The sequence below is a fragment of the Nocardia lijiangensis NBRC 108240 genome (assembly GCF_001613045.1).
In the GTDB taxonomy this organism is placed as follows: domain Bacteria; phylum Actinomycetota; class Actinomycetes; order Mycobacteriales; family Mycobacteriaceae; genus Nocardia; species Nocardia lijiangensis.
This window is the reverse complement of the sequence record NZ_BDBP01000048.1, coordinates 22054-48617: the sequence shown is the minus strand read 5'-3', so window position 1 is coordinate 48617 and position 26564 is coordinate 22054. Positions and strand designations below refer to the sequence as shown.

The window sequence follows — 26564 nt, the reverse complement described above, 5'->3', positions numbered from 1 at the left end:
GCCGTGGGCGCCGCGGCCTCGGCTGCGACAGGAGCCGCAGTCTCGGCCGCGACAGGAGCTGCAGTCTCGACTGCGACAGGTGCCACGGTCTCGGCGGTGACAGGTGCCGCGTTCTCGGCTGCGACATGAGTCGCGGCCTCGATCACGACGGGGTCGGCCGCCTCGACGTTCTCGGCGGAGCCGTTCGCGTCCGCCGCCTTGCGACGACGACGCCTGCGCCGCGCCGGAGCTTCGGCGGTCTCCGCCTCGGCACGCTCGTCGGCGTTCTCGGCCGACTCGCCTTCGGCGCTCGTTTCCGTCACACCGTTGTCCGCGCCCTCGGCCGAGCCGGAACGGCGCCGCCTACGGCGACGGCGGGACCGGCCCTCTTCCGCGTTCGATTCGGCGGCGTTCGGCTCGGCATCGCTCCCGTCGACCTCGACGGTCGACTCGGTGCCGACCTCCGCGCCGTCGGCAGGCTTACCGCCGCGGGTGCGCCTGCGGTTGCGCTGACGCGGGGTGCGCGCCTCGCGCTCGACCACCACGTCCTCCTCGTCGCGGGCCGGGCGCGCCTTGCGCACCGTGCCGGTGACGCCCTCGGGGATGCCGAGATCGGCGAACAGGTGCGGCGAGCGCGAGTAGGTCTCGACCGGCTCGGGGATGCCGAGGCTGAGCGCGCTGTCGATGGCGGACCAGCGGTTGAGCTCGTCCCAGTCGATCAGCGTCACCGCGACGCCGGTGCGGCCGGCACGGCCGGTGCGGCCGATCCGGTGCACGTAGGTCTTCTCGTCCTCGGGGCACTGGTAGTTGACGACGTGCGTGACGTCATCGATATCGATGCCGCGGGCGGCCACATCGGTGGCGACCAGCACGTCGACGGTGCCCTTACGGAACTTGGTGAGCGCCTTCTCGCGGGCGATCTGACCCAGGTCGCCGTGCACCGCGCCCACCGCGAAACCCCGCTCGGCCAGGTCGTCGGCGACCTTCTGCGCGGTGCGCTTGGTGCGCGTGAAGATCATGGTGGCGCCGCGGCTCTCGGCCTGCAGCACCCGCGCGATCAGCTCGGCCTTGTCCAGTGCGTGCGCCCGGTACACGAACTGCGCGGTGCGATCGTGCACCGCGGAGTCGTGCGGCTCCTCGGCCCTGATGTGGGTCGGGCGGGTCAGGAAGGTGCGGGCCAGGGTGATGATCGGGCCGGGCATGGTGGCCGAGAACAGCATCGTCTGACGCTTCTCCGGGACCATGTTCAGGATGCGCTCGATATCCGGGAGGAAGCCGAGGTCGAGCATCTCGTCGGCCTCGTCCAGCACGAGCACGCCGATCTTGCCCAGGATGAGATGGTTCTGCTTGGCCAGGTCCAGTAGTCGGCCCGGCGTGCCGACCACCACGTCCACGCCCGCGCGCAGCGCCGCGATCTGGGACTCGTAGGGGCGGCCGCCGTAGATCGAGGCCACCTGCAACTTGCCCTGGTGATTGCTCAGGTGCTTGCTGGCGTTCTCCAGGTCCTCGGTGACCTGGATGCACAGCTCACGGGTCGGCACGATGACCAGTGCCCGCGGTGTGCCGTCCAGCGGCGTGGTACCGGAATCGGCGGTGGCGATGCGGTGCAGCAGCGGCACGCCGAATCCGAAGGTCTTGCCCATACCGGTGCGGGCCTGACCGATGAGATCCTCGCCGGCCAGCGCCAGCGGGAGGGTCAGTTCTTGAATAGCGAAGGTGCGTTCGATGCCGATCTCGGCGAGCGCACGGACGATTTCCTCGCGCACCCCCAATTCGGCGAATGTCGGGGCGGTATGCGTCGCGTCCAGTTCGGCCGTCAACAGCGTGTCCGCCACACCGGGTTCCTGCTCGACAGTGATCTTGCTCAGGTTCGTGCCTTCCTCGTTATCGCGTCACGCGCGCACGAGGCGTGGGGCGGACCGGTCGGTCCACGACAACCACGTATCCGCCGGTATTGCTCGCCGCAGCCGGATGTCGTCGGGTGCCGTCTTCCAACAGCAACTACCGGGGAACATCGGCGCAGCGCAGTCGCGGTGCGGATCTGGTGCGCGCACATTTTCCTGGACATCGGAGCCCCAGCGCCACGCCGGACGGCGGACGCGCGGGGAACGAAAATTTCCGTTGTCCGCAGTGATTGTAGCGTGATATTGTGCACGGCTCGAATTGCCGTCGCTGTTATTGCGCGGCAAAAGTCCGTTTTCCGTCGTGATCGCGTCGACCGACGCTGCGCGACTTGACAATTCATCGCCGTGCCGGAATCCGCGACGGGCCCCGAATTGGTACCCTCCGGGTGCTATTCGCGCGTGCCGTGCGTCGCTGGTTGCGGCGGTCGGCGGGGCGGTGGTCGCGGGGCGGGAAACGTCGCAAAACGGACTTGCCTGTTACCGGTGGTACTACCTGTGAGACATTCTTGTGGTGAGCATCGCAGAGACCGTCACCACCGCCGCCCGCAACGCTTGGGCGCTGACCTTCGGCGCGGGTGTCGAGGCGCCGAACCCCGCGCTGTCGACGGTGCTGTGGGACGAGCCGCACCGTCAGCTGCGCCGCTACGACGGCGGCGCGTCGGACGGTGCTTCCGCGGTGCTCCTCGTGCCGCCGCTCGCGGCGCCTGCCAGCTGCTTCGACCTTCGCCCCGATCAGAGCCTGGCGCGCTTCCTGTGCGACACCGGCCGCGCCACCTATGTCGTCGACTACGGCGAGATCACCTTCGGCGACCGCAGGATGGGCTTCGAGGACTGGATCGACGACATCCTGCCGGAGTCGATCGTGCGCACCTCCGCCGATACCGGCGGCAAGCCGGTGGACCTGGTCTGCTGGTCGATCGGTGGAACGCTGGCGCTGCTCACCGCCGCCGCGCACGCGCACCTGCCGATCCGTTCCATCACCGCCGTCGGCTCCCCGCTGGACTACGACAAGATGACCGGCATCCCGCAGCTGCGCGCGGTCGCGAAGCTGACCGGCGGCATCGCCACCTCGACCGCGGTCAGGGCGGCGGGCGGCATCCCGGCTCGGCTCACCCGCGCCGCCTACCGGGTCACCGCGTGGGACCGCGAACTCACCAGGCCGTGGTTCGTGGCGAGCAACATCGCCCGCACCGAGACACTGGCCAAGATGGAGTCCATCGACCGGTTCATGGCCGCGATGCCGGGCTACCCCGGCCGCTTCTACGGCCAGCTGTGGGGCCGCCTGATCCTCAACAACGACATCGGCCGCGGTGTCGTGCGGCTCGGTGAGCGGCGCATCGCGCTCGCGGACGTGACGGTGCCCGTGCTGCTGGTGGGCGGGCCGACCGACGTCATCACGCCCGCCGCGGCCGTCGAGGCGGGCACCCGCACGCTGACCGGCGCGTCCGTCCGGTACGAGACCGCGCCCGGCAGCCACCTCGGGATTCTCACCGGTGAGACCGCCCGCGACACCACCTGGGTCTACCTCGACAAGTTCCTCTCGGAACAGAACTGACCGCCGGGCGCTGTTGGCACTCACCGCAGGGCGCTGTTGGCGGACTTCTTCCAGCCGCGCCTATTAAGCTGGGCGGCATGGGAGCACAGTCATCTGCAGCGCTTGGCGTTTCGTTCGATCCGGCAATCTCGCCCATCGCCGCAGATCATCCTGGCGTGACCGACCTGTTCGCCGTGCTCGCCTACGGTGAGATCTCCGCGTTCTACCGGCTGGCCGAGGAGGCCAAGCTGTCGCCGACCCTGCGCGGGAAGGTGGCCGTCGCGAAGATGGCGTCGGCGGAGATGGACCACTTCAAGACCCTCGAGGCGGCGCTGGCCGAGCGCGGGGTCGAGGTGTTCGACGCGATGGCCCCGTTCGTGCGGGCCCTCGACGCCTATCACGCGTCCACCGATCCCTCGACCTGGCTCGAGTCGATGGTGAAGTTCTACGTCGGTGACGGCATCGCCGCGGACTTCTACGGCGAGATCGCGGGTGCGCTGGCGCCGGACGTGACCGCCGTGGTCCGCGACGTGCTCGCCGAGACCAGCCACTCCGAGTTCGTGGTCGAGGAGGTGCGGCGCGCGGTGTCGGCCAGCCGCTCCGAGCGCGACCGGCTGACGCTCTGGGGCAGGCGGCTGCTCGGCGAGGCGATCACCCAGGCCCAGTACGTCATGGCGCAGCGCGACGAACTCACCGATCTGGTGCTCACCGCGACCGGCGACCTCAACGGCATCGCCGAGCTGTTCGAGCGTATGCAGGTCAGCCACGCCCAGCGGATGGCAGTTCTCGGAATCTGAGGCGTTTGGACGCCAGGCCCCGCGCTATTCGTTCGCGGCTCGGTTGTGCACCAGCCGCAGCCCTGGGGCGCGGGTCGCGGCCTGGTCGAGCAGCCAGACGACGACACTCTGGTCGCTGTCGGTCTCCATGGTCTCGAACGGCACGTCGACCGCGCCGTGCACCGGGTGATCGAACTCCAGCACGCTCGACACCGGCCCGCCGCCGACCCGGTGCGGCTTCCACCGCTCCAGGAACTCGGGCTCGCGCTGGAGCGCGTCGACCATCGCGAGCAGTTGTTCGTCGCCGGGCCAGCGCAGCTTCGCCCGCAGCAGCGCCGCCGCGAACGTGTCCGCCGCGGCAGGCCAGTTGCGCAGCGTCCGCCGCGCCCGCGGATCTTTGAACGTGTACCAGACCATATTGGCCTCGCCGTGTTCGCCGAGCAGGCCGAGCGGGGTCGCGAAGTCCGCCCACGCGTGGTTCCAGCCGAGCACGTTCAACCGCCTGCCGATGACGAACGCCGGGGTCGGCTGCAGTGCGTCGAGCACCGCACGGATCGTCTCGCCGAGTTGCTCGCGCGGGGATTCGCTACCCGGGCAACGAGATTCGTTGCCGGAAGCCATCGCGAGCAAGCCGAAATGATGCCGCTGCGCGCCCTCGAGCAACAGCGCGTCGGCGAGCGCGTCGACCACCGCCACCGAGGGGTTGGTGTCGCGGCCCTGCTCGAGCCGGGCCAGATAGTCGGCGCTCACCCCCGCCCGCACCGCGACCTCCTCGCGGCGCAGCCCCGGCGTGCGACGCCTGCCGCCCTCGGGCATTCCGACGTCGGCGGGCCGGAGTTCACCGCGGCGTGCGACGAGGAATTCGGCGAAACCGTTGCGTGCCATGCCTCCATCGTGCCCGTTCCCCGGACGATCAGCCTCGCCCTGGCAGGTCCAGGATAACGGCGGTCTGGTTGCCGGACCGCGGTCCGGACAAGGTCGATGGCATGACGAACACTTCCGCACCCACCACCGACACCCAGCAGCTGAAGCCCGGATCCTGGGCGCTGGACACCGCCCACTCCTCGGTCGCGTTCACCATCCGCCATCTCGGCATCGCGAAGGTGCGCGGCGGATTCACCCGCTTCGAAACCGAATTCGTGGTCGACGAGGCGGGCGCCGCGACCCTCGGCGCCACCATCTACCTCGACTCCTTCGACACCGGTAACCCCGACCGCGACGCCCACATCCGCACCGCCGACTTCCTCGACGTGGCCAGCCGCCCGACGCTCACCTTCCGTGCCCCGCGTCCGGTGCTGGTCGCCGATACCTTCACCGTCGAAGGCGAAGCCACCCTCGGTGCGGTCACCAAGCCCGTCACCCTCGAGGTCGAGTGGGGCGGTGTGCAGGACTTCGGCCCGACCGGCGATCGGCACGCCGGATTCTCGGCCACCGGCACCATCAAGCGCACCGACTTCGGCGTCGGCGGCCCGATGCCGGGCATGCTCAGCGACGCGGTGAAGATCGAGCTGGAGATCCAGCTGATCGAACCCAAGTGACGGGCTGTCGCGGCGATCGAGTTTCGCAGTCAGCGTAGGCAGTGCGGTGCCGCGCGGCCGTTGCCCTGCACTAGCCTTGGACCGGACAGCAAGAGCGCTCGGGCGGACGCGACGTCCGACCGCCGCACAGGACTCTAGGTTCGGAGGTTGGCCGTGGAGGTCAAGATCGGTATTTCGGATAGCCCGCGCGAACTCGTGATCAACAGCGGTCAGACTCCGGAAGAGGTCGAGGCGATGGTGTCCGAGGCGCTGAGCGGCTCGGGCGGCGTGGTGGCGCTCACCGACGACAAGGGCCGCAAGTACCTGATCCAGGCATCGAAGGTCGCCTACGTGGAGATCGGCACCGCGACCAGCGGCCGGGTCGGCTTCGCCGCCGTCTGACGACATAAGCAACGAGCCCTCGGGTTCCCGGTCATCGACCGGGAACCCGAGGGCTCGTTCGCGTTCGCTGCGCGGTGGAACGCGCCGCCGATCAGTAGCGCTGGGAGTTGCCCGAGTGGTCGATCGGATGCAGCGGGACGTGCGACAGACCGCCCCACGCCAGCGCCACGGTGGTGTCGACGGCCTCGTCCTTGGGGATCGGGCGATCCGCCTCCAGCCAGTAGCGCGCGGTGAACTGACTCGCGCCGACCAAGCCGACGGCCAGGATGCGCGCACGGTAGGGATCCAGGCCGGAGTCGTGCGCGACCAGATCGAAGACCGCGTCCACGCACGCCTCGGTGGCCTGCTCCACCCGGCGCTGCACCTGCGGCTCGCTGGTCAGGTCGGATTCGAAGACCAGCCGGAAGCCCTGCATCTCGTTGTCGACGAAGTCGAAGTACGCCTGCACGGCGGCGCGCACGCGCTGGCGGTTGTCGGTGGTGGAACGCAGCGCCTGGCGCACGCTCGACACCAGCATGTCGACATAGTTCTGCAGGACCGCGATATACAGCTCCAGCTTGCTGGTGAAGTGCTGGTACAGCACCGGCTTGCTGACACCCGCGACCTGCGAGATCTCGTCCATGCCCGCCGCGTGATAGCCGCGCAGCACGAACACCTCGCTGGCCGCAAGGAGTAGCTGCACCCGCCGTTCGTCGCGCGGCAACCGTGTACCGCGTTTGGTCGGCGCCCCGGCCTCGGACGACATTTTGCGGGACGTCATCCGGTCCACGAGGTCAGTCATTTCGGCTCTCCCAGTCGATTCCCCGGCAAAAGGGGTTGTGCACCGGGTATCCAATGAACGATACCCGGTTGTAGCTCACATGCGGATCGGGGATCTCGATCGCGTTCGGCCGGTGAGATAAATCGCAGCGAACCGTGCTCGGTGATGCACCCGACCGGCCGTCGTGACCCCTATGAGAACCTGTGTTTGTGACCCTGCGCGCAAACGGGGGCCGGCTACGCGATTCCGGCCAGCCGATCGTGTCCGGCGGCGGGCGCGAGGCGCACGACCCCACTGGCTCCGGGTTGTCCGGTTCCGTAGTCTCTGAACCCGTGGCAAAGTCCGGTCCCGAAACGCATTCGGGTGCGGCTGCCCGATCGGGCGCTGTACCGCGGTCCGGGATCGCAGGTCGGCCCGGCCGATCCAGACCCGAGCGCGGGAATCGCACCGACCCGTGGCCGCGGAAACCCGACGGCGACGACGCGACCCCCGCGCCGACACCCCCGACGCAACGCGACGCCAACGGCGTCGAGATCTACGACCCGCTCGGTCTCTACCCGGCCGCCAACCGCTCCCACCAGCCCCTTCGGGCGCGCTGGGATCCCACGGCGCCCGATCCGAATCGCTCACGCGGCCCGCGGCCCGATCGCAACGCCAAAAAGCAGAGCGCGCTCGGCCGTTTCGTCTCCACCTACGGCTGGCGCGCGTACGCCCTTCCCGTGCTGTTCGTGGTCACCGTGCTGGTGGTCGTCGACGCGGTGCGCGGCGGCACCAGCGGCACGGGTTCGAGCGCGACCCCCGGTTTCGGACGGCTCAGCCCGCGCACCGCGACCGCGGGCATCATCGGCGCACCGCCCGGCGACGGACAATTTCCCGCCGACCTGCCCACCGGCGCGCTGCCCGACGGCGGCCCCTTCACCGAGGACGGCGCGGGCACCTGGCGTGTGGTCCCCGGCGCCACCGCCGAGTTCGGGGCGGGCACCGAGTACCACTTCAGCTACACCGTCGAGATCGAGAACGGCGTCGACACCTCCGGCTTCGGCGGCGACGAGTCGGTGGCCAAGATGATCGACAGCACCCTGGCCAATCCGAAGAGCTGGGCGAGCGACAAGAAATTCGCCTTCCGCCGCGTCGATCAGGGCAGACCCGACTTCCGCATCTCGCTCACCTCGCGCCAGACCACCCGGAAATCCTGCGGTTTCGACATTCCCATCGATTCCTCGTGCTTCAACGCCGACCTGGACCGGGTGGTGCTCTCCGAGGTGCGCTGGGTGCGCGGCGCGCTCGCCTTCGAAGGCGACATCGGCTCCTACCGGCAGTACCAGATCAATCACGAGGTCGGCCACGCCATCGGCTACCACCAGCATCAGCCGTGCGAGACCGACGGCGGCCTCGCGCCGATCATGATGCAGCAGACCTTCGGCACCGAGAACAACGACATCGCCACGCTCTCTCCGAGCGGTCTCGTTCCGATGGACGGCAAACGCTGTCGCTTCAACCCCTGGCCGTACCCGCGCGGCTGATCGCAGACGCGGTGCGCGACGATAATGGGAAGAACGGCGCGATCGCCGGCGTTGCACACATCGCGATCGGCCAATTCGATTCGAGGAGTCCTGGACGTGTCATCACCGAAGTCCCTGCCGCCGCTGGTCGAGCCGGCCGCGGAACTGAGCAAGGACGAGATCGCCCGCTACAGCCGTCACCTGATCATTCCCGATGTGGGTGTGGACGGGCAGAAACGTCTGAAGAACGCCAAGGTGCTGGTGATCGGTGCGGGCGGACTCGGCTCGCCTGCGCTGCTGTACCTGGCCGCCGCGGGCGTCGGCACCCTCGGCATCGTGGAGTTCGACGAGGTCGACTCCTCCAACCTGCAGCGCCAGGTCATTCACGGCGAATCCGATATCGGCCGCCCGAAGGCCGACAGCGCGCGCGACTCCATCCTGGAGATCAACTCCGGCATCGACGTGCGGCTGCACAAGCTCCGCTTGGAGCCGGAGAACGCCGTCGAGCTGTTCGCTGACTACGACCTGATCCTCGACGGCACCGACAACTTCGCGACCCGCTACCTGGTGAACGACGCCGCGGTGCTCGCGGGCAAGCCCTACGTGTGGGGTTCCATCTACCGCTTCGAGGGCCAGGTCTCGGTCTTCTGGGAGGACGCACCCGACGGCCGCGGCCTGAACTACCGCGACCTCTACCCGGAGGCCCCGCCGCCCGGCATGGTCCCGTCCTGCGCCGAGGGTGGCGTGCTCGGCGTGCTGTGCGCGTCCATCGGCTCGGTCATGGTGACCGAGGCGATCAAGCTGATCACCGGTATCGGCGACCCGCTGCTCGGCCGTCTCATGGTTTACGACGCACTGGACATGAGCTACCGGACCATCAAGCTGCGCCGCGATCCGGAGCGTCAGCCGATCACCGAACTGATCGACTACGAGGCGTTCTGCGGCGTGGTGTCCGAGGAGGGCCAGGCCGCCGCGGCCGGGTCGACCATCACCGCGCGCGAGCTGAAGGAGCTGCTCGACGCGGGCAAGGAGATCGAGCTCATCGACGTGCGCGAGCCGGTCGAATGGGACATCGTGCACATCGAGGGCGCGAAGCTCATCCCGAAGGACCGCATCCTCTCCGGTGAGGCGCTGTCCGAGCTGCCGCAGAACCGCCCGATTGTGCTGCACTGCAAGACGGGTATCCGTTCCGCCGAGGCGCTCGCGGTGCTCAAGAGCGCGGGCTTCTCCGACGCCACCCACGTACAGGGCGGCATCGTCGCCTGGGCCAACCAGATCGACACCAGCCTGCCGGTGTACTAAGCGGACCTCCGCCTCCGCTCCGGCCGTGCGCGGACTTCGTCCGCCAAGTGTTCGAACGGGCGAGCCCTCGCTGCGGCGAGGGTTCGCTTGACGGACGCGCGCGACCGCGAGATGACGGATCCGGGCCGCACAGGGCCCGGATCCGAGCGGTAACCAGGTGTGCGACCGGACCGGCGCGGCATCCGAATCCGGCCCCTCACCGGCGGTACCGTACGGCCGTGACTTCTGTGGAACCCCCCGAGCACGTGCGCGCCACGTTCGGTCTGCGCGAAGTGACTCCGGTCTGGCTCGGAGACTGGGACGGCGGTTGGCGCTGCGGGGATGTGGTGCTGAGCCCGGTCGCCGATCACGCGCGGGCGGCGTGGTCGGCCAAGATCCGCGAGACGCTGAAGGTCGACGGGTTGCGCATCGCCCGTCCGGTGCGCGCCACCGACGGTCGCTACGTGGTCTCCGGCTGGCGCGCCGACACCTACCTGGAAGGCAGCCCCGAGGGGCGCCACGACGAGGTCGTCTCGATTTCGCTGCGCCTGCACCAGGCGACCACGAAGCTGGAGCGCCCCCGCTTCCTCGTGCAGCCGCCGGTCGGGCCGTGGGTCGACGTCGACGTTTTCGTGGCCGCCGATCGCGCCGCGTGGGAGGCGGTGCCGCTGCGCAGCCTGCGCGCGGGCGGCGTGGTGCCGACCACCTCGCCCGACGGCCGGCGCAGCATGGAACTCATCGGCCAACTGGCCACCCTGCGCAAGCCGGTGCAGACCCCCGCCCAGCTGGTCCACGGCGACCTGTTCGGCACCGTCCTCTTCACGGGCACCTCCACCCCGGGCCTCACCGACCTCACCCCCTATTGGCGTCCCGTCGCCTGGGCCGCGGGCGTCATCGTCATCGACGCCCTCTCCTGGGGCGGCGCCGACGACGGCCTGCTCGACCGCTGGTCCGACCTCCCCGAATGGCCCCAGATGCTGCTGCGCGCCGTCATGTTCCGCCTGGCCGTGCACGCCCTGCACCCGCGCTCCACCCCCGACGCCCTTCCGGGGCTGGCACGGACCGCCGATATGGTCCGGCTGATGCTTTGAGCAATGCCGAATGCCGCTGGGAGGCCCTTGTTTCCCAGCGGCATTCGGAGGACTCGGCAGCTTCCGGAGGGGAATCGGAGCTGCCTGCCCAGACCGGCATTCGGGGTTCGGTCGCGAATGCCGGACGGTGGGTGCGGCTACACCTTCGCGTAGGCCAGCGAGGAGACGCGGCCGATGGCGAACGAGGAGCGCAGGTAGAAGAACCAGGTGACGCCCGCCATCACGATGAACGTCGCCGCGTAGGTCCAGAAGGCGGGTGCCATGCTGCCGAAGTTGATGTTGGACAGGCGAAGTGCCTGCTGCAACAGGTAGCCGCCGGAGGCGCCGATCGCGCCGATGACGCCGATCGCCGCGCCCGCCTGTCGCTTGGCCGACGCCGCGGCTTCGGCGATGTCCATGCCGTGCTCGGAGGCGTACTTCTTGGCCTCCGCGCTGAAGATGGACGGGATCATCCGGTAGGTGGAGCCGTTGCCGATGCCCGCGAGGATGAACAGCGCGAGGAAGGCGGTCAGGTAGAGCGGGAAGCTCTTCAGCTCCAGCGCCGCCATGATCGCCGCGACGGCGACGGACATACCGCCGAAGACGTACACGGTGATCTTCGCGCCGCCGACCTTGTCGGAGACCCAGCCGCCGAACGGACGGCTGAACGAGCCGACCAGGGCGCCGAGGAAGGCCAGGTTACCGAGCGTGGTGATCCAGCCGATCTTGGCCAGGTCGGGGAAGTTGGCCTTGATCAGGGTGGGGAAGGCGAACGAGAAGCCGATGAAGGAACCGAAGGTGCCGATGTAGAGGAACGACATCACCCAGGTGTGCCGGTTGGTGAGCGCCAGCTTGTAGGACTTGCCGTCGGATTTGGCGGTGCTGATGCTGTCCATGTAGCGCAGCGCGCCGAAGGTGGCGATCAGGATGAACGGCACCCAGACCAGCACCGAGAGCGTGATGCCGAAGCGGTAGCCCGCCGGGTCCTTGGCGGTGAGATGGGTGCCGAGGGTGATCAGCAGCGGCAGCACCAGCTGGGTCTGCGCCACGCCGAGGTTGCCGCCCGCGGCGTTGATGCCAAGGGCCGCACCCTTTTTCCCTTCGGGGAAGAAGAACGAGATGTTGGCCATCGACGACGAGAAGTTGCCGCCGCCGAAGCCGGCCAGCGCCGCGAGCACCATGAACACCCACATGGGTGTGCCGGGCTGGTTCACGAAGTAGGCCAGGCCGAGGGTCGGGATGAGCAGCATGGCCGCGCTGAACGCGGTGAACGCGCGCCCGCCGAATTTCGGAATGGCGAAGGTATACGGAATGCGCAGTGCCGCACCGACAAGCGTGGGCGTGGAGGTGAGCAGCAGCGCGTTGCTGACCGCGGTGGGGTTGCCCTTGCCGAGCCCGGCGAGGAAATCGAAGCCCGCGGCGCCCATGCTGGTGACCACCGTGCCCCAGATGACCCACACGCTGAAGCCGAGATTCTCGGCGAATACCGAAAAGATCAGATTTTTGCGCGCGGTGCGTTTTCCGCCCGATTCCCAGAATTTCGTGTTGTCCGGTTCCCAGTGCTCAAGCCAGCGGCCACGCTTTTGGTGGCTGAACGATTCAGACTGCTGGCCGGTGGCAGCAACAGTGGCAGTCATCGGCTTCCTCTCGATCTTGCTCGACCGACCCTCATCGCGGCAATCGTCGCGCCGTTGCAACGTTGTTCGTCTCGGGACGCCCGTCCATAGGAAGGAGGGGCTGTCGAGTTGCCTTGTACGGTCGAGACAAAGGTAGAAGCCGGTTGTTGCGTGCCAGTGGCCTTCGGTGACATTCCCGACAAATCCAACTCACAACCGGGGGAGTGCCCTCGGTGACCGGTTGGTTACCTGGCGGCCACCCGCGGAACCGGTTGGAATTATCGGGCGTCCGGGTATTCCGCGATGAGCGAGCCGAGGAAACAGCGCGCGGCCTGTGCGGCGCGATCCGCGTCGCCGTCGACGACGGCCTGCACGAGTTCGTTGTGCTCGGCGTCGTACGAATCGTCGGATTTCGAGGTCCGCGAACGGATCACCTGTTCGATGGTGGGCAGCAGCGAGTCGTAGAACTCGAGGTACACCGCGTTGTGGCTGGCGACCACGATCGCGCGGTGCAGCGCCACATCGGCGGCGATGGCGGTGCGGGTGTCCGCGTCCCAGTGGTGGCTGCGTTCCTCGAGCAACCGGTGCAGGTTCGCGATGTCGGCGTCGTCGCGGCGGCGCGCGGCCAGTGCGGCGGCGGTGGTGTCCAGGGCGAGGCGCAATTCGAGGACGTCGCGCTCCTCGGCATCGGCGAAGTACTTGCCGAGCGTGCCGCCGACCTCCGAGGCGGCGATCACATAGGTCCCCGAGCCCTGGCGTCGTTCCAGCATGCCCGCGTGCACGAGCGCCTGGACGGCCTCGCGCACGGTATTTCGACCCGTCCCGGTGAGCTCGGTGAGCTCCGGTTCGGTCGGGATGCGGGAACCGATCGACCAACGGCCGGAACGAATTTCGGCACGCAGCTGTTCGGTTACCTGGGCGATGAGGCTGGTGCGCCGGACGGGTTGCACCGGAACAGAGTACCGCTCGTCACAAATCGTTGCCGCCGATCATGGGGTCATCCTATGATTTCTCGGTGACAGCGACCCTCTCGAACGCCGCGACCCTGCAGGACTCCGCCGCCTCCGAGCAGCCCAAGCGCGCGCTCGTCGAGGGCAGGCTCCTAGTTCTCACCGCGATCGTGATGTCCGCACTGGTCCTGCGTGTCGCCGTCACCGCGTTCAGTCCCCTTGCCGAGCGGATCGGCGCCGACATCGGCTATTCGACTGCCGTCGTCGGCGTGTTCGGCATGATTCCGACCGCGATGTTCGCTCTCTCCGGCCTGCTGACGCCCATCCTGGTGCGCCGCCTCGGCCTGGAACGCACCGCGCTGACCGCGATGCTGATGGCGGGCCTCGGCATGTTGATCCGGGCCATGGTGCACGGCACCGCTGAACTGCTGATCTTCTCCGCTCTCGCCCTCGGCGGCATGGGCATCGGCAACGTCGTGATCCCGCCGCTGGTCAAGCGCTACTTCCCGGACCGGCTCGCGGTGATCAGCTCGCTCTACATCACCATGGTGCAGCTGGGCACCGTGGTGCCCGCCCTGATCGCCGTGCCGATGGCCGAGGCGCACGGCTGGCGGATCTCGCTCGGCCTGTGGGCGCTGCTCGGTTTCGCCGCCGCGGTGCCGTGGCTCCAGGTGCTGCGCAATCGGCGCGGCCGGGATCTGGCCGGCACCACCGGTCTGCCCGCGGACGAGACCGAGCCCGCGGGCCGGGTCTGGCGCTCTCCGGTGGCGTGGGGAATGGCGGGCATGTTCGGCATGACCTCGCTGACCACCTACGCGATCTTCGCCTGGCTGCCCAAGATTCTGAGCGAAGCGGGCGCGAGCGCGGCGTTCGGCGGCGCCATGCTCGGGCTGTTCGCCCTCGTCGGTCTGGTGGCGGCGCTCTCGGCGCCGACCCTGGTCGCGCGCTTGCGCAACCCGTTCCCCGTGGTCGTGGTCTGCGCGGCCTTGTTCTTCATCGCCTTCACCGGCCTGCTGATCGCGCCGATGAGCGTGCCGGTGCTGTGGGTGGTGGTGCTCGGCCTCGGTCCGAGCACCTTCCCGATGGCGCTCACCCTTATCAACCTGCGCACCAGGACCGCGCGCGGCTCGGCGGCACTGTCCGGGTTCACCCAGGGCGTCGGTTACGCGGTGGCGTGTGCGGGCCCGTTGCTGTTCGGCATGCTGCACACGGCCACCGGCGGCTGGCTCGCGCCGTTCGCGATGCTGAGCGTCGCGGTGCTCGTCTTGCTGGCCGGTGCGTGGCAGGCGTGCAAGCCGCGCATGCTCGAGGACACCTGGACCTGATCGCCGGGGCTCGCGCGGTTCGAGTTGCGGGCCGGTGCGGTGCGGCGCATGCTGTGCGCGTCACACCTCACCGGCCGTTGTGTGCGAGATCGGCTGTTTGTCACCCGTGGAAACCCTTGTGTCACACGGGTGAAACATTCGGTTGAAACTCACCCCGAAATCGGGGGAATCGTGAGCAACCGTTGATTTGACGGTCATTTACCGCAGCATTTCGGCAATACCTGTTTCCTACCGTTGGGGCCAACCGATTTTGGGAGGCCCTTGTTGAGCACGCTGACGCGTAACCACAACATCGAGCACTGGGATGCCGAAGACGTCGAGGCCTGGGAGGCGGGCGGCAAGGACATCGCCAAGCGCAACCTGATCTGGTCGGTCTTCGCCGAGCACGTCGGTTTCTCGGTGTGGTCGATCTGGTCGGTGATGGTGCTGTTCATGCCCGCCGACAAGTTCGGCATCGACCCCGCAGGCAAGTTCTTCCTGGTCGCGATGCCGACGCTGGTCGGCGCGTTCCTGCGCATCCCCTACACCGTGGCCACGGCACGGTTCGGCGGACGCAACTGGACCATCTTCAGCGCGCTCATGCTGCTCGTCCCGACCCTGCTGACGCTGTACTTCGTCAACCAGCCGGGCACGTCCTACACGACCTTCCTGATCGTCGCGGCGTTCGCGGGCTTCGGCGGCGGCAACTTCGCCTCCTCGATGACCAACATCAACGCCTTCTACCCGCAGCGGCTCAAGGGCTGGGCCCTCGGCCTGAACGCGGGCGGCGGCAACATCGGCGTTCCGGTCATCCAGCTGCTCGGCCTGCTGGTCATCGCGACCCTCGGCAACGGCTACGCCTCGCTGATCTGCGCGGTCTACCTGGTGCTCGTCGCGCTGGCCGGTGTCGGCGCCGCGCTCTACATGGACAACCTGACGAACCAGAAGGCCGACCTGTCCTACATGGTCATGGCGCTGAAGGTGCCGCAGTCCTGGGCCATCGCCTTCCTCTACATCGGCACCTTCGGTTCGTTCATCGGTTACAGCTTCGCCTTCGGCCAGATCCTGCAGATCAGCTTCAAGGCGGGCGGCGACACGGCCGCGCAGGCCGCGCTGCACGCCGCGCAGATCGCCTTCATCGGCCCGCTGCTCGGTTCGCTGGCCCGCCCGTACGGCGGCAAGTGGGCCGACCGGATCGGCGGCAGCAGGGTCAGCCTGTACGTCTTCGGCGCCATGATGGCCGCCGCGCTGCTGGTCGGTGTGGCCAGCACGGTCGCCGACGGCAACAACGGCGTCGCCAGCGGCGGTGTGATGACCGTGCTGGTCATCGGCTTCATTGCCCTGTTCGTGCTCTCCGGTATCGGCAACGGCGCGGTCACCAAGATCATCCCGTCGGTCTTCGACGCCAAGTCCAAGAGCCTGGACGCGAGCCCTGCCGAGCAGGCCGCCTGGTCGCAGAACACCTCCGGCGCGCTCATCGGCTTCGTCGGTGCGATCGGCGCGCTCGGCGGCGTCGGCATCAACCTGGTGCTGCGCACCTCCTACGCCTCGACCAACTCGGCGACCACCGCCTTCTGGGTGTTCATGGTCTTCTACGTGGCCTGCGCCGCGGTGACCTGGCTGGTCTTCCTCCGCCGTCCGACCATGGCCGCCGACACCGATGTCGTGCACGAGGCCGAGGCGCTGGTTCTCGAGGCCGAGGCCGCCGCATCAACGTCCAACTCGTCGGCTCGCGCCTGACGCCCGAACCATCCACAGGGAGGTCACAATGAACCCCACAGTCGATCCCACCCAGCGCAAGACCGCGGTGGTCGTCGGCCACGGCATGGTCGGGCACCGCTTCGTCGAGGCGTTGCGCTCGCGCGACGATGCCGACCAGTGGCAGATCGTCATCCTCAGCGAGGAGCAGCTGCCCGCCTACGACCGCGTCGGCCTGTCCTCCTACGTCGGCGCCTGGGACGCGAGCGCGCTCGCACTGCCGGGCAACGAGTACGCCGGTGACGCGCTGGTGGAGCTGCGCCTCGGCCAGCGTGCCGAGAACATCGACCGCGCGGCGCGCAAGGTCGTCACCTCGGCGGGCGACACCCTCGCCTACGACGCGCTGGTGCTGGCCACCGGTTCCTACGCCTTCGTGCCGCCGGTGCCGGGCCACGATCTGGACGGCTGCTTCGTCTACCGCACCATCGAGGACCTGGACGGCATCAGGGCCACCGCCGAGGCGGCGGGCCCCGGCGCGATCGGCGTGGTGGTCGGCGGCGGTCTGCTCGGCCTGGAGGCGGCCAACGCGCTGCGCCTGCTCGGCATGACACCGCACGTCATCGAATACAACGACCGGCTGATGCCCGCGCAGGTCGACGCGGGCGGCGGCGCGATCCTGGAGCGCCTGGTCACCGACCTCGGCCTGAACGTGCACACCGGCGTCGGCACCCAGTCGATCGAGGCCGTTGGCGAGGGCAAGCTGAAGCTGACCCTCTCCGACGAGTCGACCATCGAAGACGCCTCCCTCGTGGTGTTCTCCGCGGGCATCCGTCCGCGCGACCAGATCGCCCGCGACGCGGGCATCGAGGTCGGTCCCCGCGGCGGCATCATCACCGACCTCGGCCTGCAGACCTCGGACCCGAACATCTGGGCCATCGGCGAGTGCGCCGCGGTCGAGGGCGTCTGCTACGGCCTGGTCGCCCCCGGCTACAGCACCGCCGAGGTGGTGGCCGACCGGCTGCTCGGCGGCGCGGGCGAATTCCCCGGCGCCGACCTGTCCACCAAGCTGAAGCTGCTCGGCGTCGACGTGGCCAGCTTCGGTGACGCGCACGGCACCACCGAGGGCGCGCTGTCGGTCGTGCTGCACGACGCGGCCAAGGGCACCTACGCCAAGCTCGTCGTCTCCGACGACGCGCAGATCCTGCTCGGCGGCATCCTGGTCGGCGACGCCTCCGCGTACTCCGCGCTGCGTCCGCTGGTCGGGCGTCCGCTGCCCGCCGACCCCGCCTCGCTGATCTCCCCGGCGGGCGCCGAGCTCGGCGCGGACGCGCTGCCCGACGACGCGCAGATCTGCTCCTGCAACAACGTCAGCAAGGGCGCGATCTGCGGTGCGATCGGCGAGGGCGCCTGCGATGTGCCCGCCATCAAGAGCTGCACCAACGCGGGCACCTCCTGCGGCGGCTGTGTCCCGATGCTCAAGAAGCTGCTCGAGCAGTCCGGCGTCGAGGTCTCCAAGTCGCTGTGCGAGCACTTCACCCAGTCGCGCGCCGAGCTGTTCCAGATCGTCCAGGTCACCGGCATCCGCACCTTCTCGGGCCTGATCGCCAAGTACGGCAAGGGATCCGGCTGCGACATCTGCAAGCCGACCGTCGCCTCCATCCTGGCCTCCACCTCGAGCGACCACATCCTCGACGGCGAGCAGGCTGCGCTGCAGGACACCAACGACCACTTCCTGGCGAACCTGCAGAAGAACGGCACCTACTCGGTGGTGCCGCGGATGCCCGGCGGCGAGGTGACCGCCGAGCAGCTGATCACCATCGGCGAGGTGGCCAAGGAATTCGGCCTCTACGTCAAGGTCACCGGCGGTCAGCGCATCGACCTGTTCGGCGCGCGCGTCGAGCAGCTGCCGCAGATCTGGCAGCGCCTGGTGGACGCGGGCATGGAATCCGGCCACGCGTACGGCAAGTCGCTGCGCACCGTGAAGAGCTGCGTCGGCTCCACCTGGTGCCGCTACGGTCAGCAGGACTCGGTCGGCATGGCCGTGCTGCTCGAAAAGCGTTACCGCGGACTGCGTTCCCCGCACAAGCTGAAGCTGGCCGTCTCCGGATGCGCCCGCGAGTGCGCCGAGGCGCGCGGCAAGGACGTCGGCGTGATCGCCACCGAGAACGGCTGGAACCTCTACGTCGGCGGCAACGGCGGTCTCACGCCGAAGCACGCGGTGCTGCTGGCCGGTGAGCTCGACGACGAGACGCTGATCAAGTACATCGACCGCTACCTGATGTTCTACATCCGCACCGCCGACCGGCTGCAGCGCACCGCGCCGTGGCAGGAGGCGCTCGAGGGCGGCATGGACTACCTCAAGGCGGTCATCCTCGAGGACAGCCTCGGCATCGCCGACGAGCTGGAGGTCGCGATGGCCAAGCACGTCGACGGCTACAAGGACGAGTGGGCCGCGGTGCTCGAGGACGAGGAGAAGCTCTCGCGCTTCGTCTCGTTCGTCAACGCGCCGGAAGAAGCCGACCCGACCATCTCGTTCGACGACAGCGGCGAGCGCAAAGTGCCGGTGCTGTTGGGTGTGCCACAAATGCCGGCCGCCACGCACGGGAAATGACGACTTAACCGTGCGGAAACAGGACGCCGGTACCAATGAGTAAGGCGTTCGGAGGAGGAACCCGATGACCGTGATCGATACACCCAGCATCCCACCAGCTACGGCCACCGGTTGGACACAAGCTTGCCGACTCGACTATTTGATCCCTGGCCGCGGCGTTGCGGTGTTGCTGAAGGGTGGCCAGCAGGCCGCTCTGTTCCGACTGACCGACGGCAGCGTGTATGCCGTCGGCAATATCGATCCGTTCGGTCGCGCGGCTGTCATGTCGCGCGGGATCGTCGGTGATCGCGGCGGCGTACCCGTCGTGGCCTCGCCGCTGCTGAAGCAGGCCTTCTCGTTGCTCGACGGGCGGTGCCTCGACGATGAATCGGCGGCGCTGCCGGTGTACGCGGTGCGCGTCGACGACAGCATCGTTTCGGTATCCAACGAGCCGGTCGCGCTCGATTCCTCGGACGGATGAGCCTCTATGACGACAACTGAAGCGGGCGCCTGTCTCGCCGGATTCACCGTCGGCATCACAGCGGCGCGGCGGGCCGAGGAGTTCGCCACTCTGCTGACCAGAAGGGGCGCCACCATCGTGACGGCGCCTGCCATCCGGATCATTCCGCTGGCCGACGACACCGAATTGGAGCGCGTCACAAGGACTCTCATCGCCGAGCCGCCGCAGATCACCGTCGCCACCACCGGCATCGGTTTCCGCGGTTGGATGGAGGCGGCGGAAGGCTGGGGGCTGGCCGAAGACCTGCGCAGCACGCTGGCCGCCACCCGCATGCTGGCGCGCGGCCCGAAAGCCAAGGGCGCCATCCGCGCCGCGGAACTGCGGGAGGAATGGTCGCCCGCCTCCGAATCCTCCGCCGAGGTGCTCGACCACCTGCTCGCCGAGGGCGTGGAGGGTGTGCGCATCGCGGTGCAGTTGCACGGCGCCACCACCGAGTGGGAGCCGGTCCCCGACTTCTGCGAGGTATTGCGCTGTGCCGGAGCGGATGTCGTTCCGGTGCCGGTGTACCGCTGGATTCCGCCCGCCGATCAGGGCCCGATGGACCAGCTGATCGAGGCCATCGTCACCGCGAGCCTGGACTGCGTGACCTTCACCAGTGCGCCCGCCGTGGCGTCGATGTTGATGCGCGCCAAGGAAACCGGGCTGCTCGAGGGTGTGCTGCACGCCCTGCGCGGCCGGGTGCTCGCGGCGTGCGTCGGCCCGATCACCGCGGCGCCGCTGGAGGAACTCGGTGTGCCGACCTCGATGCCGGGGCGCGCGCGCCTCGGTGCGCTGGCCAGGCACGTCGCCGAGGAACTGCCGAGGCGCGCCAACCGGATTCAGGCCGCGGGGCACAACATCAGCGTGCGCGGCGCGTGCGTCGTCGTCGACGGTCAGGTGCGTCAGCTGGCGCCCGCGCCGATGGCGCTGATGCGCTCACTTGCTCGCCAGCCCGGTCGGGTGGTCTCCCGCGAGGACCTGCTCTCGGCGCTGCCCGGCGGTGGTGACGACACGCACGCCGTGGAGACCGCGATCGCCCGGCTGCGCGCCGGGCTCGGCACGCCGAAGGCGATCCAGACCGTGGTCAAGCGCGGCTACCGGCTCGCCCTGGATGCGGCCGAGTGCACCGACAACAACCCGCGCCCGCTGCCGCAAACGCGGCCGCAGGCGCCCGGTGCACCCGTGCGTGCCCCCAAGTACGCACCGCAACCGATGGGGACCTGGTGAGCACGCCTGCCCTGGTGCTGGTGGCGCACGGCACCCGAAGCACCAGGGGTGTGGAGATGATCGCCGCGCTCGCCGAGGCGGTCTCTCGTGAACTCGGTGCGGCGCAGGCCGTTTCGGAGCTGGGCGCCGCGATTTCGGGGCGCGGCGCCCACACCGACGCGCCTACCGTCCGCACCGCCTTCGTCGACGTGCTCGGCCCGTCGCCGTCGGAGGTGTTGCGCGATTTGACCGGTGCGGCGGAATCCGTTCCCGCCGTGGTTGTTCCGGCCTTCCTCGCCTCCGGCTATCACGTCTACCAGGACGTGCCGCGCGAGGTCGCCGAGAGCGGGCACGGCGCGGTGGCCGTCACCCCGGCCATGGGGCCGGATCCGGCGCTGGCCAGGATCATGGCGATGCGGTTGCGTGCGGCGGGCTGGCGGCCCGGTGACGCGGTCGTGTTCGCCGCGGCTGGCTCCTCGGATGCGCGTGCGCGGCAAGATGTTCGGCGCGCGGCCGCGATGCTGGCCGAGCACCTCGGTGCACCGGTTCGCATCGGCTACGTCGCCACCGGCGCACCGCGCGTGCCCGAGGTCGTCAAGGAACTCCGTGCCTCGGGCGCACGGCGGGTGTTCATCGCGTCCTACCTGCTCGCGCACGGCCTGTTCCAGCAGCGCCTGCACGACGCGGGTGCCGACGGTGTCGCCGAGCCCATCGGCGTGCACCCCGCGGTCGTCCGGCTCATCGCCGACCGCTACCGCGCGGCCGCGCGGGAAATGGTTGATACTCGCGTACGTTGAGCGCTATTTCGGGCTGGTCCGGTTCCGGTCGAGCGCCGTTTCGAGTCGAGTACCGCTTCGGTCAGGGCTGCTGAGGGAGGCGGCCCTGACCGAGACGCTCTTACGGCTCGGCCGAGCACGTTCCGCAGCCCCGCGCCTTTCATCGATCGCATGCGGGGCGGAACCCTCTGTGTCGTCAGGGGATCCGGTGTCACCGAACGTGGCGGTCGCCGTCAGCCGCAACGGCGGCCCGCTCGTCCGTATCGACTCCGCGGAAAACATCGACCCGAAATCCGTCGCCGCGGCCGTGCTGGGGACTAATCGCGCGCCGGCGCCACTAGGGCGGGGAACCAGATGTCGGTGAGGACCTCGGCCGCTCGGCCCGCGGAGACATCGATCGTGCCCTGCGTGGCCCAGCGGGTGAAGAAGCGCTCCAGTTGCGCGACCAGTAGTTCGATGCGCAGCCGCGCTTCGTCCCTGTGTTCGGCGGGCCACCGGGACAGGTAGGCGGGCATGCTGTCGGCGAGCGTCATGATGCCCTCGCGCGCCACCTCGCGGAATTCCGGCTCGAGTGCGGTCGCCTCGTCCCATGCGGGCAGCATGTCCTTGTTCGCGAAGAACCAGTCGATGGCCCGGGTCATCCAGTCCGCGAATTCTTCTCGTGATCCGGTGGTGAGCACCCGGTCCAGGTCGGCGTAGAAGAGGCGGACGCTGGCGAGGGTGCCCGCCTCGGCGATGGCGCGCAACACCTCCGGTTTGCCGGTGAAGTGCAGGTAGAAGGTGGCCCGGCTGCAGCCGACCGCGGCGGCGATGTCGTCGACACGGACGGTGGAGTAGCCCTGCGTTTCGAACAGGTGGCGCGCGGTGTCGACGATCCGTGCTCGGGTCAGGCGCTTCTGTTCCTCGCGCAGCAAGCCGCGGCGGGCCCCGGTCGGTTCGGTCGGCATGAACCCATCCTAGACGACGCGCAAAGTCACTAGACACTGCGTCTAGTGAATGCTACTTTGTGGTCCAGGTCACGTCGGCGGGGTTCGTCGATGGCTTCGGCCGCTCACCGGATCACCGCGGAACCGTTGCCGTGCAATGCGACCGGCAAGGTCGTGCGGCGCGAGATCGCTTTGTAAGGAGTCAGCGATGTTCGACAGCATCATCAAGGGCGGCCGGTGGTTCGACGGCACCGGCGCCCCGTCAGCGGTCCGCCATCTTGGCATCCGCGGCGGCAGAGTGGCCGAGGTGTCGGCCGTGCCGCTCGACGAGACCGGCTGCGGCCGGGTCGTCGACGCCGTCGGGCACTGGGTGATCCCCGGCATGATCGACATCCACACCCACTACGACGTGGAGGTGCTGCTCGATCCGGCGCTGCCGGAATCGGTGCGCCACGGCGTGACGACCGTGCTGCTCGGCTCGTGTTCGCTGTCGACGGTGCACGCCGACGCGGAGACGGCGGGCGATCTGTTCGGCCGGGTCGAAGCCATTCCGCGCAAACACGTCGTCGCCGCGATCGGTGACCTGAAGTCCTGGCGCACCGCCGAGGAGTACGCCGCGGCGCTCGACGCGCTGCCGCTCGGACCGAATGTGGCGAGCTTCCTCGGGCATTCCGACGTTCGCGCTGCCGTGATGGGCCTCGATCGCGCCACCAGGCACGAGGTGAAGGCGACTCCCGACGAGCTCGCCACGATGCAGCGCGCACTCACCGAAGCTCTCGACGCGGGCTTCGTCGGCATGTCCTCCCAGCAGCTGCTGTTCGACAAGCTCGACGGGCAGCGCTGCCGCTCGCGCACCCTGCCCTCTACGTACGCGACGAGCAGGGAACGCAGCAGGCTCAACACGATTCTGCGCCGCCGCGGGCGCGCCTTGCAGGGCGGACCCGACGTGGCACGGCCGCAGAGCCTGGTCGCGATGGCCGCGAGCAGCATCGGGCTGTGGCGGGAACCGCTCAAGGTGAGCCTGCTCTCCGCCGCGGATGTGAAGGCGATTCCCGGTGTGGCGCGGGTGTTTCCGGCGCTCGCCCGCGCCGTCAACGCCCTCGGCGGCGACTTTCGCTGGCAGCATCTACCGGTGCCGTTCGAGGTGTACTCCGACGGCATCGATTTGCCGGTGTTCGAGGAATTCGGATCAGGTGCCGCGGCATTGCATCTCGCCGACCAACTCGAAGAGCGTGCGGACCTACTGAGCGATGAAGGCTATCGCCGCTGGTTCCGCAAGGACTACGACAAGAAGTACGGTCCGCGTGTCTGGCATCGCGACTTCTTCGACGCCGAGATCGTCGAATGCCCCGACGAATCCGTGCTCGGCAAGACCTTCGGTCAGGTCGGTCTCGACCGCGGCGGCCTGCATCCGGTCGACGCGTTCCTCGATCTCGTCGTGGAACACGGCGCCAAAGTGCGTTGGCGCACCACCATTTCCAACCACCGCCCCGCTGTGCTCGACCGTTTCGCCGCGGATCCCGGCATCCAGCTCGGCTTCTCGGACGCGGGCGCGCACCTGCGCAACATGGCCTTCTACAACTTCGGCCTGCGATTGCTCCGCCGCGTCCACGACGCCGAACGAGCACACCAGCCGTTCATGACGCTCGAGCACGCGGTCCACCGCGTGACCGGTGAGCTCGCCGATTGGTATGGCCTGGACGCGGGCCGCCTGCGCGTCGGCGACCGTGCCGACGCCGTCGTGATCGACCCGGCCCGTCTCGACGCCACCCTCGACACCTACGCCGAACACCCGGCTCCGCACTACGACAATCTGTCCCGCATGGTCAATCGCAACGACGCGACCGTCACCGCGGTGTTCATCGGTGGAAAGTATGTGTTCGGCTCCGGCGCCGCCGGACCCGGCCTGGGCACGGAACAGGCGGGGCGGTTCCTGCGCGCCGGATGACGAGTGCCGCCTGCGCGAAGGGGCGGCACACGGGTTGCGCACCGCGCCGAAGGGCCGCGATCTGTCGGTGCCCGGGTCCACACTGAGACCTATGGCTTACGACGAGGAACTGGCCGAGCGGATCCGCGACCTGATCGAGCCCGGCCCCGACGTGACCGAGAAGAAGATGTTCGGCGGCCTCGCCTTCCTGATCGGCGGCAACATGGCGGTGGCCGCCAGCCGCCAGGGCGGACTGCTGGTCCGCATCGACCCAGCCCAGGGCGCCGCCTTGATCGACGACGAATCCGTCACGCCGATGGTCATGGGCGGCCGCGAAATGGACGGCTGGCTCCGAGTGACCGGCGCACCGATCCGCGATGACACCACCTTGCGCGAGTGGGTCGCCCGCGGCGTCGGCTACGCCCGCTCCCTCCCGGCCAAGCACTAGCCACCAGCCTGCCTGTGGCTCGAGCTGCGCTTGTAGCTGCACAACGTTGCACTTATAAGTGCAATCTGCGTAGACTGGATGTGCCTGCCAGCCGCACATGTCGGATGCCGTACTCGAAAGGGTCGAACGTGGACACGCTGCAACGCGATGATCGCGCGACTGTCTCGGTGAGTCCCCGTGAGATCGAGCAGGCTCGTAACGTCCGTGAGTGGCTCGGGGGCAAGGAGTCGGCGGCCGTCACAGTCGAAACCGGCCCCAATCGACATCTGACGATGCCTCCGGAGCTTGCCGACCTGGTCCTTCAGCTCGTCGACCTGGTCGGTCGCGGCTGCACGGTCACCATCGGCAGCATCCCCAACGAGGTGACCACGACAGTGGCGGCGGGCATGCTGGGCATGTCGCGGCCGTCATTGATGAAACTCGTTCGCGAGGGCAAGATCCCGGCCCACAAGGTGGGGTCGCACACCCGCCTGTACAGCAAGGATGTGCTGGCGGTTCGGCGTGCTCAGTTGGAAAGCCAGAGCAAGGCGTTCGACGAGTTGCGCGCTCTCGAGGAGGAGTTGGGCCTGCGCGACTGACGTTGGCCGCTTGCGCATCGCCGCACCCAGTTGAGGGCGGGCACCGAGCGAATGCCGACCGGAGAGCGATGCCGCGACCGTCGAATCGGACAGTCCGGACGGATTCGCTGTCGACCCTTCCCTGGCCGCCGCAGCCTCGATACGCTGCGGCGATGACGCCCATTGTGCGCGTAGCCGTCGTTGTGGCGGTGCTCGGCGGGTCGCTGGTTGGCGCGATGCGCGCCGAGGCAACACCTGGCTCGGACATCACGGCGGTCACCCTGGGGCAGGCGCAGATTCCGGCGGGGCTGCTGCCGTTCGTGGCGGGGACCGATCTGGTGGTCCGGGAGATCACCATCGGGCCGGGTGGGTCGACCGGGTGGCACTATCACGACGGTCCGGTCTTCGGATTCGTTCGATCCGGCACCCTCACCCATCCCGGGCCGGATTGCGTGGCGCCGGTGTATCGCACGGGCGAGTTCATCTACGAACCAGCGGGGGAGTGGAACGTGCACATCGGCCAGAACCTGGGGACAGAACCGCTGGTACTCGACGTCGTCTACGCGCCACCGACGGGCGACCCGCTTTTCCGGGACGCACCGGCCCCGGACTGCGCCTGAGCCGCCGGAACGCTATTTCGCCAGTTGGCTGATCCGTTGACGCGCCACGTTGAGCAACGTGGCGACGTCGACGTCGGGGACGTCTTCGCGCCGAAGCTCTTTGACGAGCGAGCGCTGCTCGGCGTTCAGTTCCTCGGTCAGCTGTTCGATGGTCGAGCGGAGTTGTGCGATGTGCTCCACTCGCCCGTTGACGTCGTGCGCGTCCCCGAAATCGTCGACGATCAACCGCGATTCCACCCGGGACAGCGGCACGTCGAGTTTCGCGGCGATGATGGTGCGCGCTTCGTATCCGACGTCGGTCAGATGGCGCGCTTGACCGCAGGGATCGGCTCCGTACACATCAGGAATGGTGATTTCCCACCACCGTCCCACGCGGCTCGCGTGCACGTCGTACGTGATTGCCTTGCTCACTGCTTCTCTTCCTCCTCCGGGCAGTCGCAGGACACTACGGCCTTGTTGATCGACCTGGCCACCCCCGGCGAGATTGTCGCGTGCCCGTCCGGGACGCTCACGTCGTGCTTGCCGGTGCGGCAACCGTAGATCGTGTGGCTCCCGGCTCCATCGCGGAGTTTCGACCAGCCCGCAGCTTTGAGGGCCTTCAGGACCTTCCTGGTCGGTTGCTCCGCAATCATGACAGCATGCTAGCGCGCTAGGCGCAAGATTTGCTAGTCAACTAGGCGAAATTCTGGCTAGTCAGATTGCAAAAGAATTCGCCCCCACCG

General features: G+C 68.6%; 24 protein-coding genes and 1 pseudogene. 17 read left to right on the top strand and 8 right to left on the bottom strand.

The window, feature by feature from the left end; translation table 11 throughout:
* Window positions 1–266: 266 nt before the first annotated feature.
* Window positions 267–1867, bottom strand: a pseudogene (locus NL1_RS18975) (DEAD/DEAH box helicase); the annotation flags it as partial.
* Between the two features lie 527 nt (window positions 1868–2394).
* On the opposite strand from NL1_RS18975, the gene NL1_RS18970 reads away from it, so the two are divergent.
* Window positions 2395–3438 (top strand): alpha/beta fold hydrolase, encoded by a 1044-nt coding sequence (locus tag NL1_RS18970; RefSeq protein WP_084510744.1) that lies wholly within the window; start codon window positions 2395–2397, stop codon window positions 3436–3438.
* Between the two features lie 77 nt (window positions 3439–3515).
* Entirely contained in the window at window positions 3516–4214 is a 699-nt protein-coding gene (locus tag NL1_RS18965) for a ferritin-like fold-containing protein (protein ID WP_067841163.1), read from the top strand.
* Between the two features lie 24 nt (window positions 4215–4238).
* Here the strand turns inward: NL1_RS18965 and NL1_RS18960 are convergent, their stop codons facing one another.
* Window positions 4239–5078, bottom strand: a complete 840-nt coding sequence (locus NL1_RS18960; protein ID WP_067841162.1) for a helix-turn-helix transcriptional regulator — start codon at window positions 5076–5078, stop codon at window positions 4239–4241.
* 101 nt (window positions 5079–5179) lie between these two features.
* Between NL1_RS18960 and NL1_RS18955 the strand changes: the two genes are divergently transcribed.
* Both NL1_RS18955 and NL1_RS18950 read left to right on the top strand, forming a co-directional pair.
* On the top strand, window positions 5180–5731 hold the full coding sequence (locus NL1_RS18955; protein WP_067841160.1) for a YceI family protein: 552 nt from the start codon (window positions 5180–5182) through the stop codon (window positions 5729–5731).
* A gap of 153 nt (window positions 5732–5884) precedes the next feature.
* Window positions 5885–6112, top strand: a complete 228-nt coding sequence (locus NL1_RS18950; protein WP_067841199.1) for a DUF3107 domain-containing protein — start codon at window positions 5885–5887, stop codon at window positions 6110–6112.
* 91 nt (window positions 6113–6203) lie between these two features.
* Here the strand turns inward: NL1_RS18950 and fasR are convergent, their stop codons facing one another.
* A complete protein-coding gene (fasR, locus tag NL1_RS18945; protein WP_067841159.1) occupies window positions 6204–6893 on the bottom strand; it encodes an HTH-type transcriptional activator FasR in 690 nt (229 codons plus the stop codon).
* A 512-nt stretch (window positions 6894–7405) separates the two neighbouring features.
* Between fasR and NL1_RS18940 the strand changes: the two genes are divergently transcribed.
* The 3 genes from NL1_RS18940 to NL1_RS18930 all read left to right on the top strand — a co-directional run bounded on the left by NL1_RS18940 (window position 7406) and on the right by NL1_RS18930 (window position 10746).
* The gene (locus NL1_RS18940; RefSeq protein ID WP_067841198.1) at window positions 7406–8395 is read left to right on the top strand and encodes a DUF3152 domain-containing protein; all 990 of its coding nucleotides are present in this window, start codon (window positions 7406–7408) and stop codon (window positions 8393–8395) included.
* A gap of 96 nt (window positions 8396–8491) precedes the next feature.
* A complete protein-coding gene (gene moeZ / locus NL1_RS18935; protein ID WP_067841157.1) occupies window positions 8492–9676 on the top strand; it encodes an adenylyltransferase/sulfurtransferase MoeZ in 1185 nt (394 codons plus the stop codon).
* Between the two features lie 218 nt (window positions 9677–9894).
* A complete protein-coding gene (locus tag NL1_RS18930; RefSeq protein WP_067841155.1) occupies window positions 9895–10746 on the top strand; it encodes a TIGR02569 family protein in 852 nt (283 codons plus the stop codon).
* A gap of 137 nt (window positions 10747–10883) precedes the next feature.
* Here NL1_RS18930 and NL1_RS18925 read toward each other — a convergent pair whose 3' ends face one another.
* Window positions 10884–12362, bottom strand: coding sequence for an MFS transporter (locus tag NL1_RS18925; RefSeq protein ID WP_067841154.1), 1479 nt, complete (start codon window positions 12360–12362; stop codon window positions 10884–10886).
* Window positions 12363–12619: 257 nt separating this feature from the next.
* Window positions 12620–13291 carry a FadR/GntR family transcriptional regulator gene (locus NL1_RS18920; protein WP_067841152.1) on the bottom strand — a complete coding sequence of 224 codons (672 nt, stop codon included), beginning with the start codon at window positions 13289–13291 and terminating at the stop codon, window positions 12620–12622.
* A 65-nt stretch (window positions 13292–13356) separates the two neighbouring features.
* Between NL1_RS18920 and NL1_RS18915 the strand changes: the two genes are divergently transcribed.
* The 6 genes from NL1_RS18915 to NL1_RS18890 all read left to right on the top strand — a co-directional run bounded on the left by NL1_RS18915 (window position 13357) and on the right by NL1_RS18890 (window position 21385).
* The gene (locus NL1_RS18915; protein WP_373862574.1) at window positions 13357–14616 is read left to right on the top strand and encodes an MFS transporter; all 1260 of its coding nucleotides are present in this window, start codon (window positions 13357–13359) and stop codon (window positions 14614–14616) included.
* 264 nt (window positions 14617–14880) lie between these two features.
* Window positions 14881–16335, top strand: coding sequence for a nitrate/nitrite transporter (locus NL1_RS18910; RefSeq protein ID WP_169813591.1), 1455 nt, complete (start codon window positions 14881–14883; stop codon window positions 16333–16335).
* A 28-nt stretch (window positions 16336–16363) separates the two neighbouring features.
* Window positions 16364–18904, top strand: a complete 2541-nt coding sequence (gene nirB, locus NL1_RS18905) for a nitrite reductase large subunit NirB (protein ID WP_067841149.1) — start codon at window positions 16364–16366, stop codon at window positions 18902–18904.
* 64 nt (window positions 18905–18968) lie between these two features.
* Window positions 18969–19364, top strand: coding sequence for a nitrite reductase small subunit NirD (gene nirD / locus NL1_RS18900; RefSeq protein WP_067841147.1), 396 nt, complete (start codon window positions 18969–18971; stop codon window positions 19362–19364).
* Window positions 19365–19370: 6 nt separating this feature from the next.
* Window positions 19371–20609: a uroporphyrinogen-III synthase gene (locus tag NL1_RS18895; RefSeq protein ID WP_067841145.1), complete on the top strand. Its 1239-nt coding sequence runs from the start codon at window positions 19371–19373 to the stop codon at window positions 20607–20609.
* Entirely contained in the window at window positions 20606–21385 is a 780-nt protein-coding gene (locus NL1_RS18890; RefSeq protein WP_067841144.1) for a sirohydrochlorin chelatase, read from the top strand. The genes NL1_RS18895 and NL1_RS18890 overlap by 4 nt, the downstream gene beginning before the upstream one ends.
* A 296-nt stretch (window positions 21386–21681) precedes the next feature.
* Here NL1_RS18890 and NL1_RS18885 read toward each other — a convergent pair whose 3' ends face one another.
* Window positions 21682–22311, bottom strand: a complete 630-nt coding sequence (locus NL1_RS18885; protein WP_067841142.1) for a TetR/AcrR family transcriptional regulator — start codon at window positions 22309–22311, stop codon at window positions 21682–21684.
* Window positions 22312–22498: 187 nt separating this feature from the next.
* Between NL1_RS18885 and NL1_RS18880 the strand changes: the two genes are divergently transcribed.
* The 4 genes from NL1_RS18880 to NL1_RS18865 all read left to right on the top strand — a co-directional run bounded on the left by NL1_RS18880 (window position 22499) and on the right by NL1_RS18865 (window position 25842).
* On the top strand, window positions 22499–24238 hold the full coding sequence (locus NL1_RS18880) for an N-acyl-D-amino-acid deacylase family protein (protein ID WP_067841140.1): 1740 nt from the start codon (window positions 22499–22501) through the stop codon (window positions 24236–24238).
* 91 nt (window positions 24239–24329) lie between these two features.
* Window positions 24330–24665 (top strand): TfoX/Sxy family protein, encoded by a 336-nt coding sequence (locus tag NL1_RS18875; protein ID WP_067841138.1) that lies wholly within the window; start codon window positions 24330–24332, stop codon window positions 24663–24665.
* 128 nt (window positions 24666–24793) lie between these two features.
* The gene (locus tag NL1_RS18870; protein ID WP_067841136.1) at window positions 24794–25243 is read left to right on the top strand and encodes a helix-turn-helix domain-containing protein; all 450 of its coding nucleotides are present in this window, start codon (window positions 24794–24796) and stop codon (window positions 25241–25243) included.
* Between the two features lie 152 nt (window positions 25244–25395).
* Entirely contained in the window at window positions 25396–25842 is a 447-nt protein-coding gene (locus tag NL1_RS18865; RefSeq protein WP_067841134.1) for a cupin domain-containing protein, read from the top strand.
* A gap of 12 nt (window positions 25843–25854) precedes the next feature.
* Here the strand turns inward: NL1_RS18865 and NL1_RS18860 are convergent, their stop codons facing one another.
* The gene (locus NL1_RS18860; RefSeq protein ID WP_067841133.1) at window positions 25855–26253 is read right to left on the bottom strand and encodes a hypothetical protein; all 399 of its coding nucleotides are present in this window, start codon (window positions 26251–26253) and stop codon (window positions 25855–25857) included.
* The gene (locus tag NL1_RS18855; RefSeq protein ID WP_067841131.1) at window positions 26250–26474 is read right to left on the bottom strand and encodes a type II toxin-antitoxin system HicA family toxin; all 225 of its coding nucleotides are present in this window, start codon (window positions 26472–26474) and stop codon (window positions 26250–26252) included. Before NL1_RS18855 ends, NL1_RS18860 begins: the two co-directional genes overlap by 4 nt.
* Window positions 26475–26564: the final 90 nt, after the last annotated feature.

Coding starts and splice junctions, on each gene's coding strand:
- NL1_RS18855 (WP_067841131.1), bottom strand. CDS start 26,474: ATGATTGCGGAGCAACCGACCAGGAAGGTCCTGAAGGCCCTCAAAGCT.
- NL1_RS18925 (WP_067841154.1), bottom strand. CDS start 12,362: ATGACTGCCACTGTTGCTGCCACCGGCCAGCAGTCTGAATCGTTCAGC.
- NL1_RS18875 (WP_067841138.1), top strand. CDS start 24,330: ATGGCTTACGACGAGGAACTGGCCGAGCGGATCCGCGACCTGATCGAG.
- NL1_RS18865 (WP_067841134.1), top strand. CDS start 25,396: ATGACGCCCATTGTGCGCGTAGCCGTCGTTGTGGCGGTGCTCGGCGGG.
- fasR (WP_067841159.1), bottom strand. CDS start 6,893: ATGACTGACCTCGTGGACCGGATGACGTCCCGCAAAATGTCGTCCGAG.
- NL1_RS18880 (WP_067841140.1), top strand. CDS start 22,499: ATGTTCGACAGCATCATCAAGGGCGGCCGGTGGTTCGACGGCACCGGC.
- NL1_RS18965 (WP_067841163.1), top strand. CDS start 3,516: ATGGGAGCACAGTCATCTGCAGCGCTTGGCGTTTCGTTCGATCCGGCA.
- NL1_RS18960 (WP_067841162.1), bottom strand. CDS start 5,078: ATGGCACGCAACGGTTTCGCCGAATTCCTCGTCGCACGCCGCGGTGAA.
- NL1_RS18955 (WP_067841160.1), top strand. CDS start 5,180: ATGACGAACACTTCCGCACCCACCACCGACACCCAGCAGCTGAAGCCC.
- NL1_RS18885 (WP_067841142.1), bottom strand. CDS start 22,311: ATGCCGACCGAACCGACCGGGGCCCGCCGCGGCTTGCTGCGCGAGGAA.
- nirB (WP_067841149.1), top strand. CDS start 16,364: ATGAACCCCACAGTCGATCCCACCCAGCGCAAGACCGCGGTGGTCGTC.
- NL1_RS18895 (WP_067841145.1), top strand. CDS start 19,371: ATGACGACAACTGAAGCGGGCGCCTGTCTCGCCGGATTCACCGTCGGC.
- nirD (WP_067841147.1), top strand. CDS start 18,969: ATGACCGTGATCGATACACCCAGCATCCCACCAGCTACGGCCACCGGT.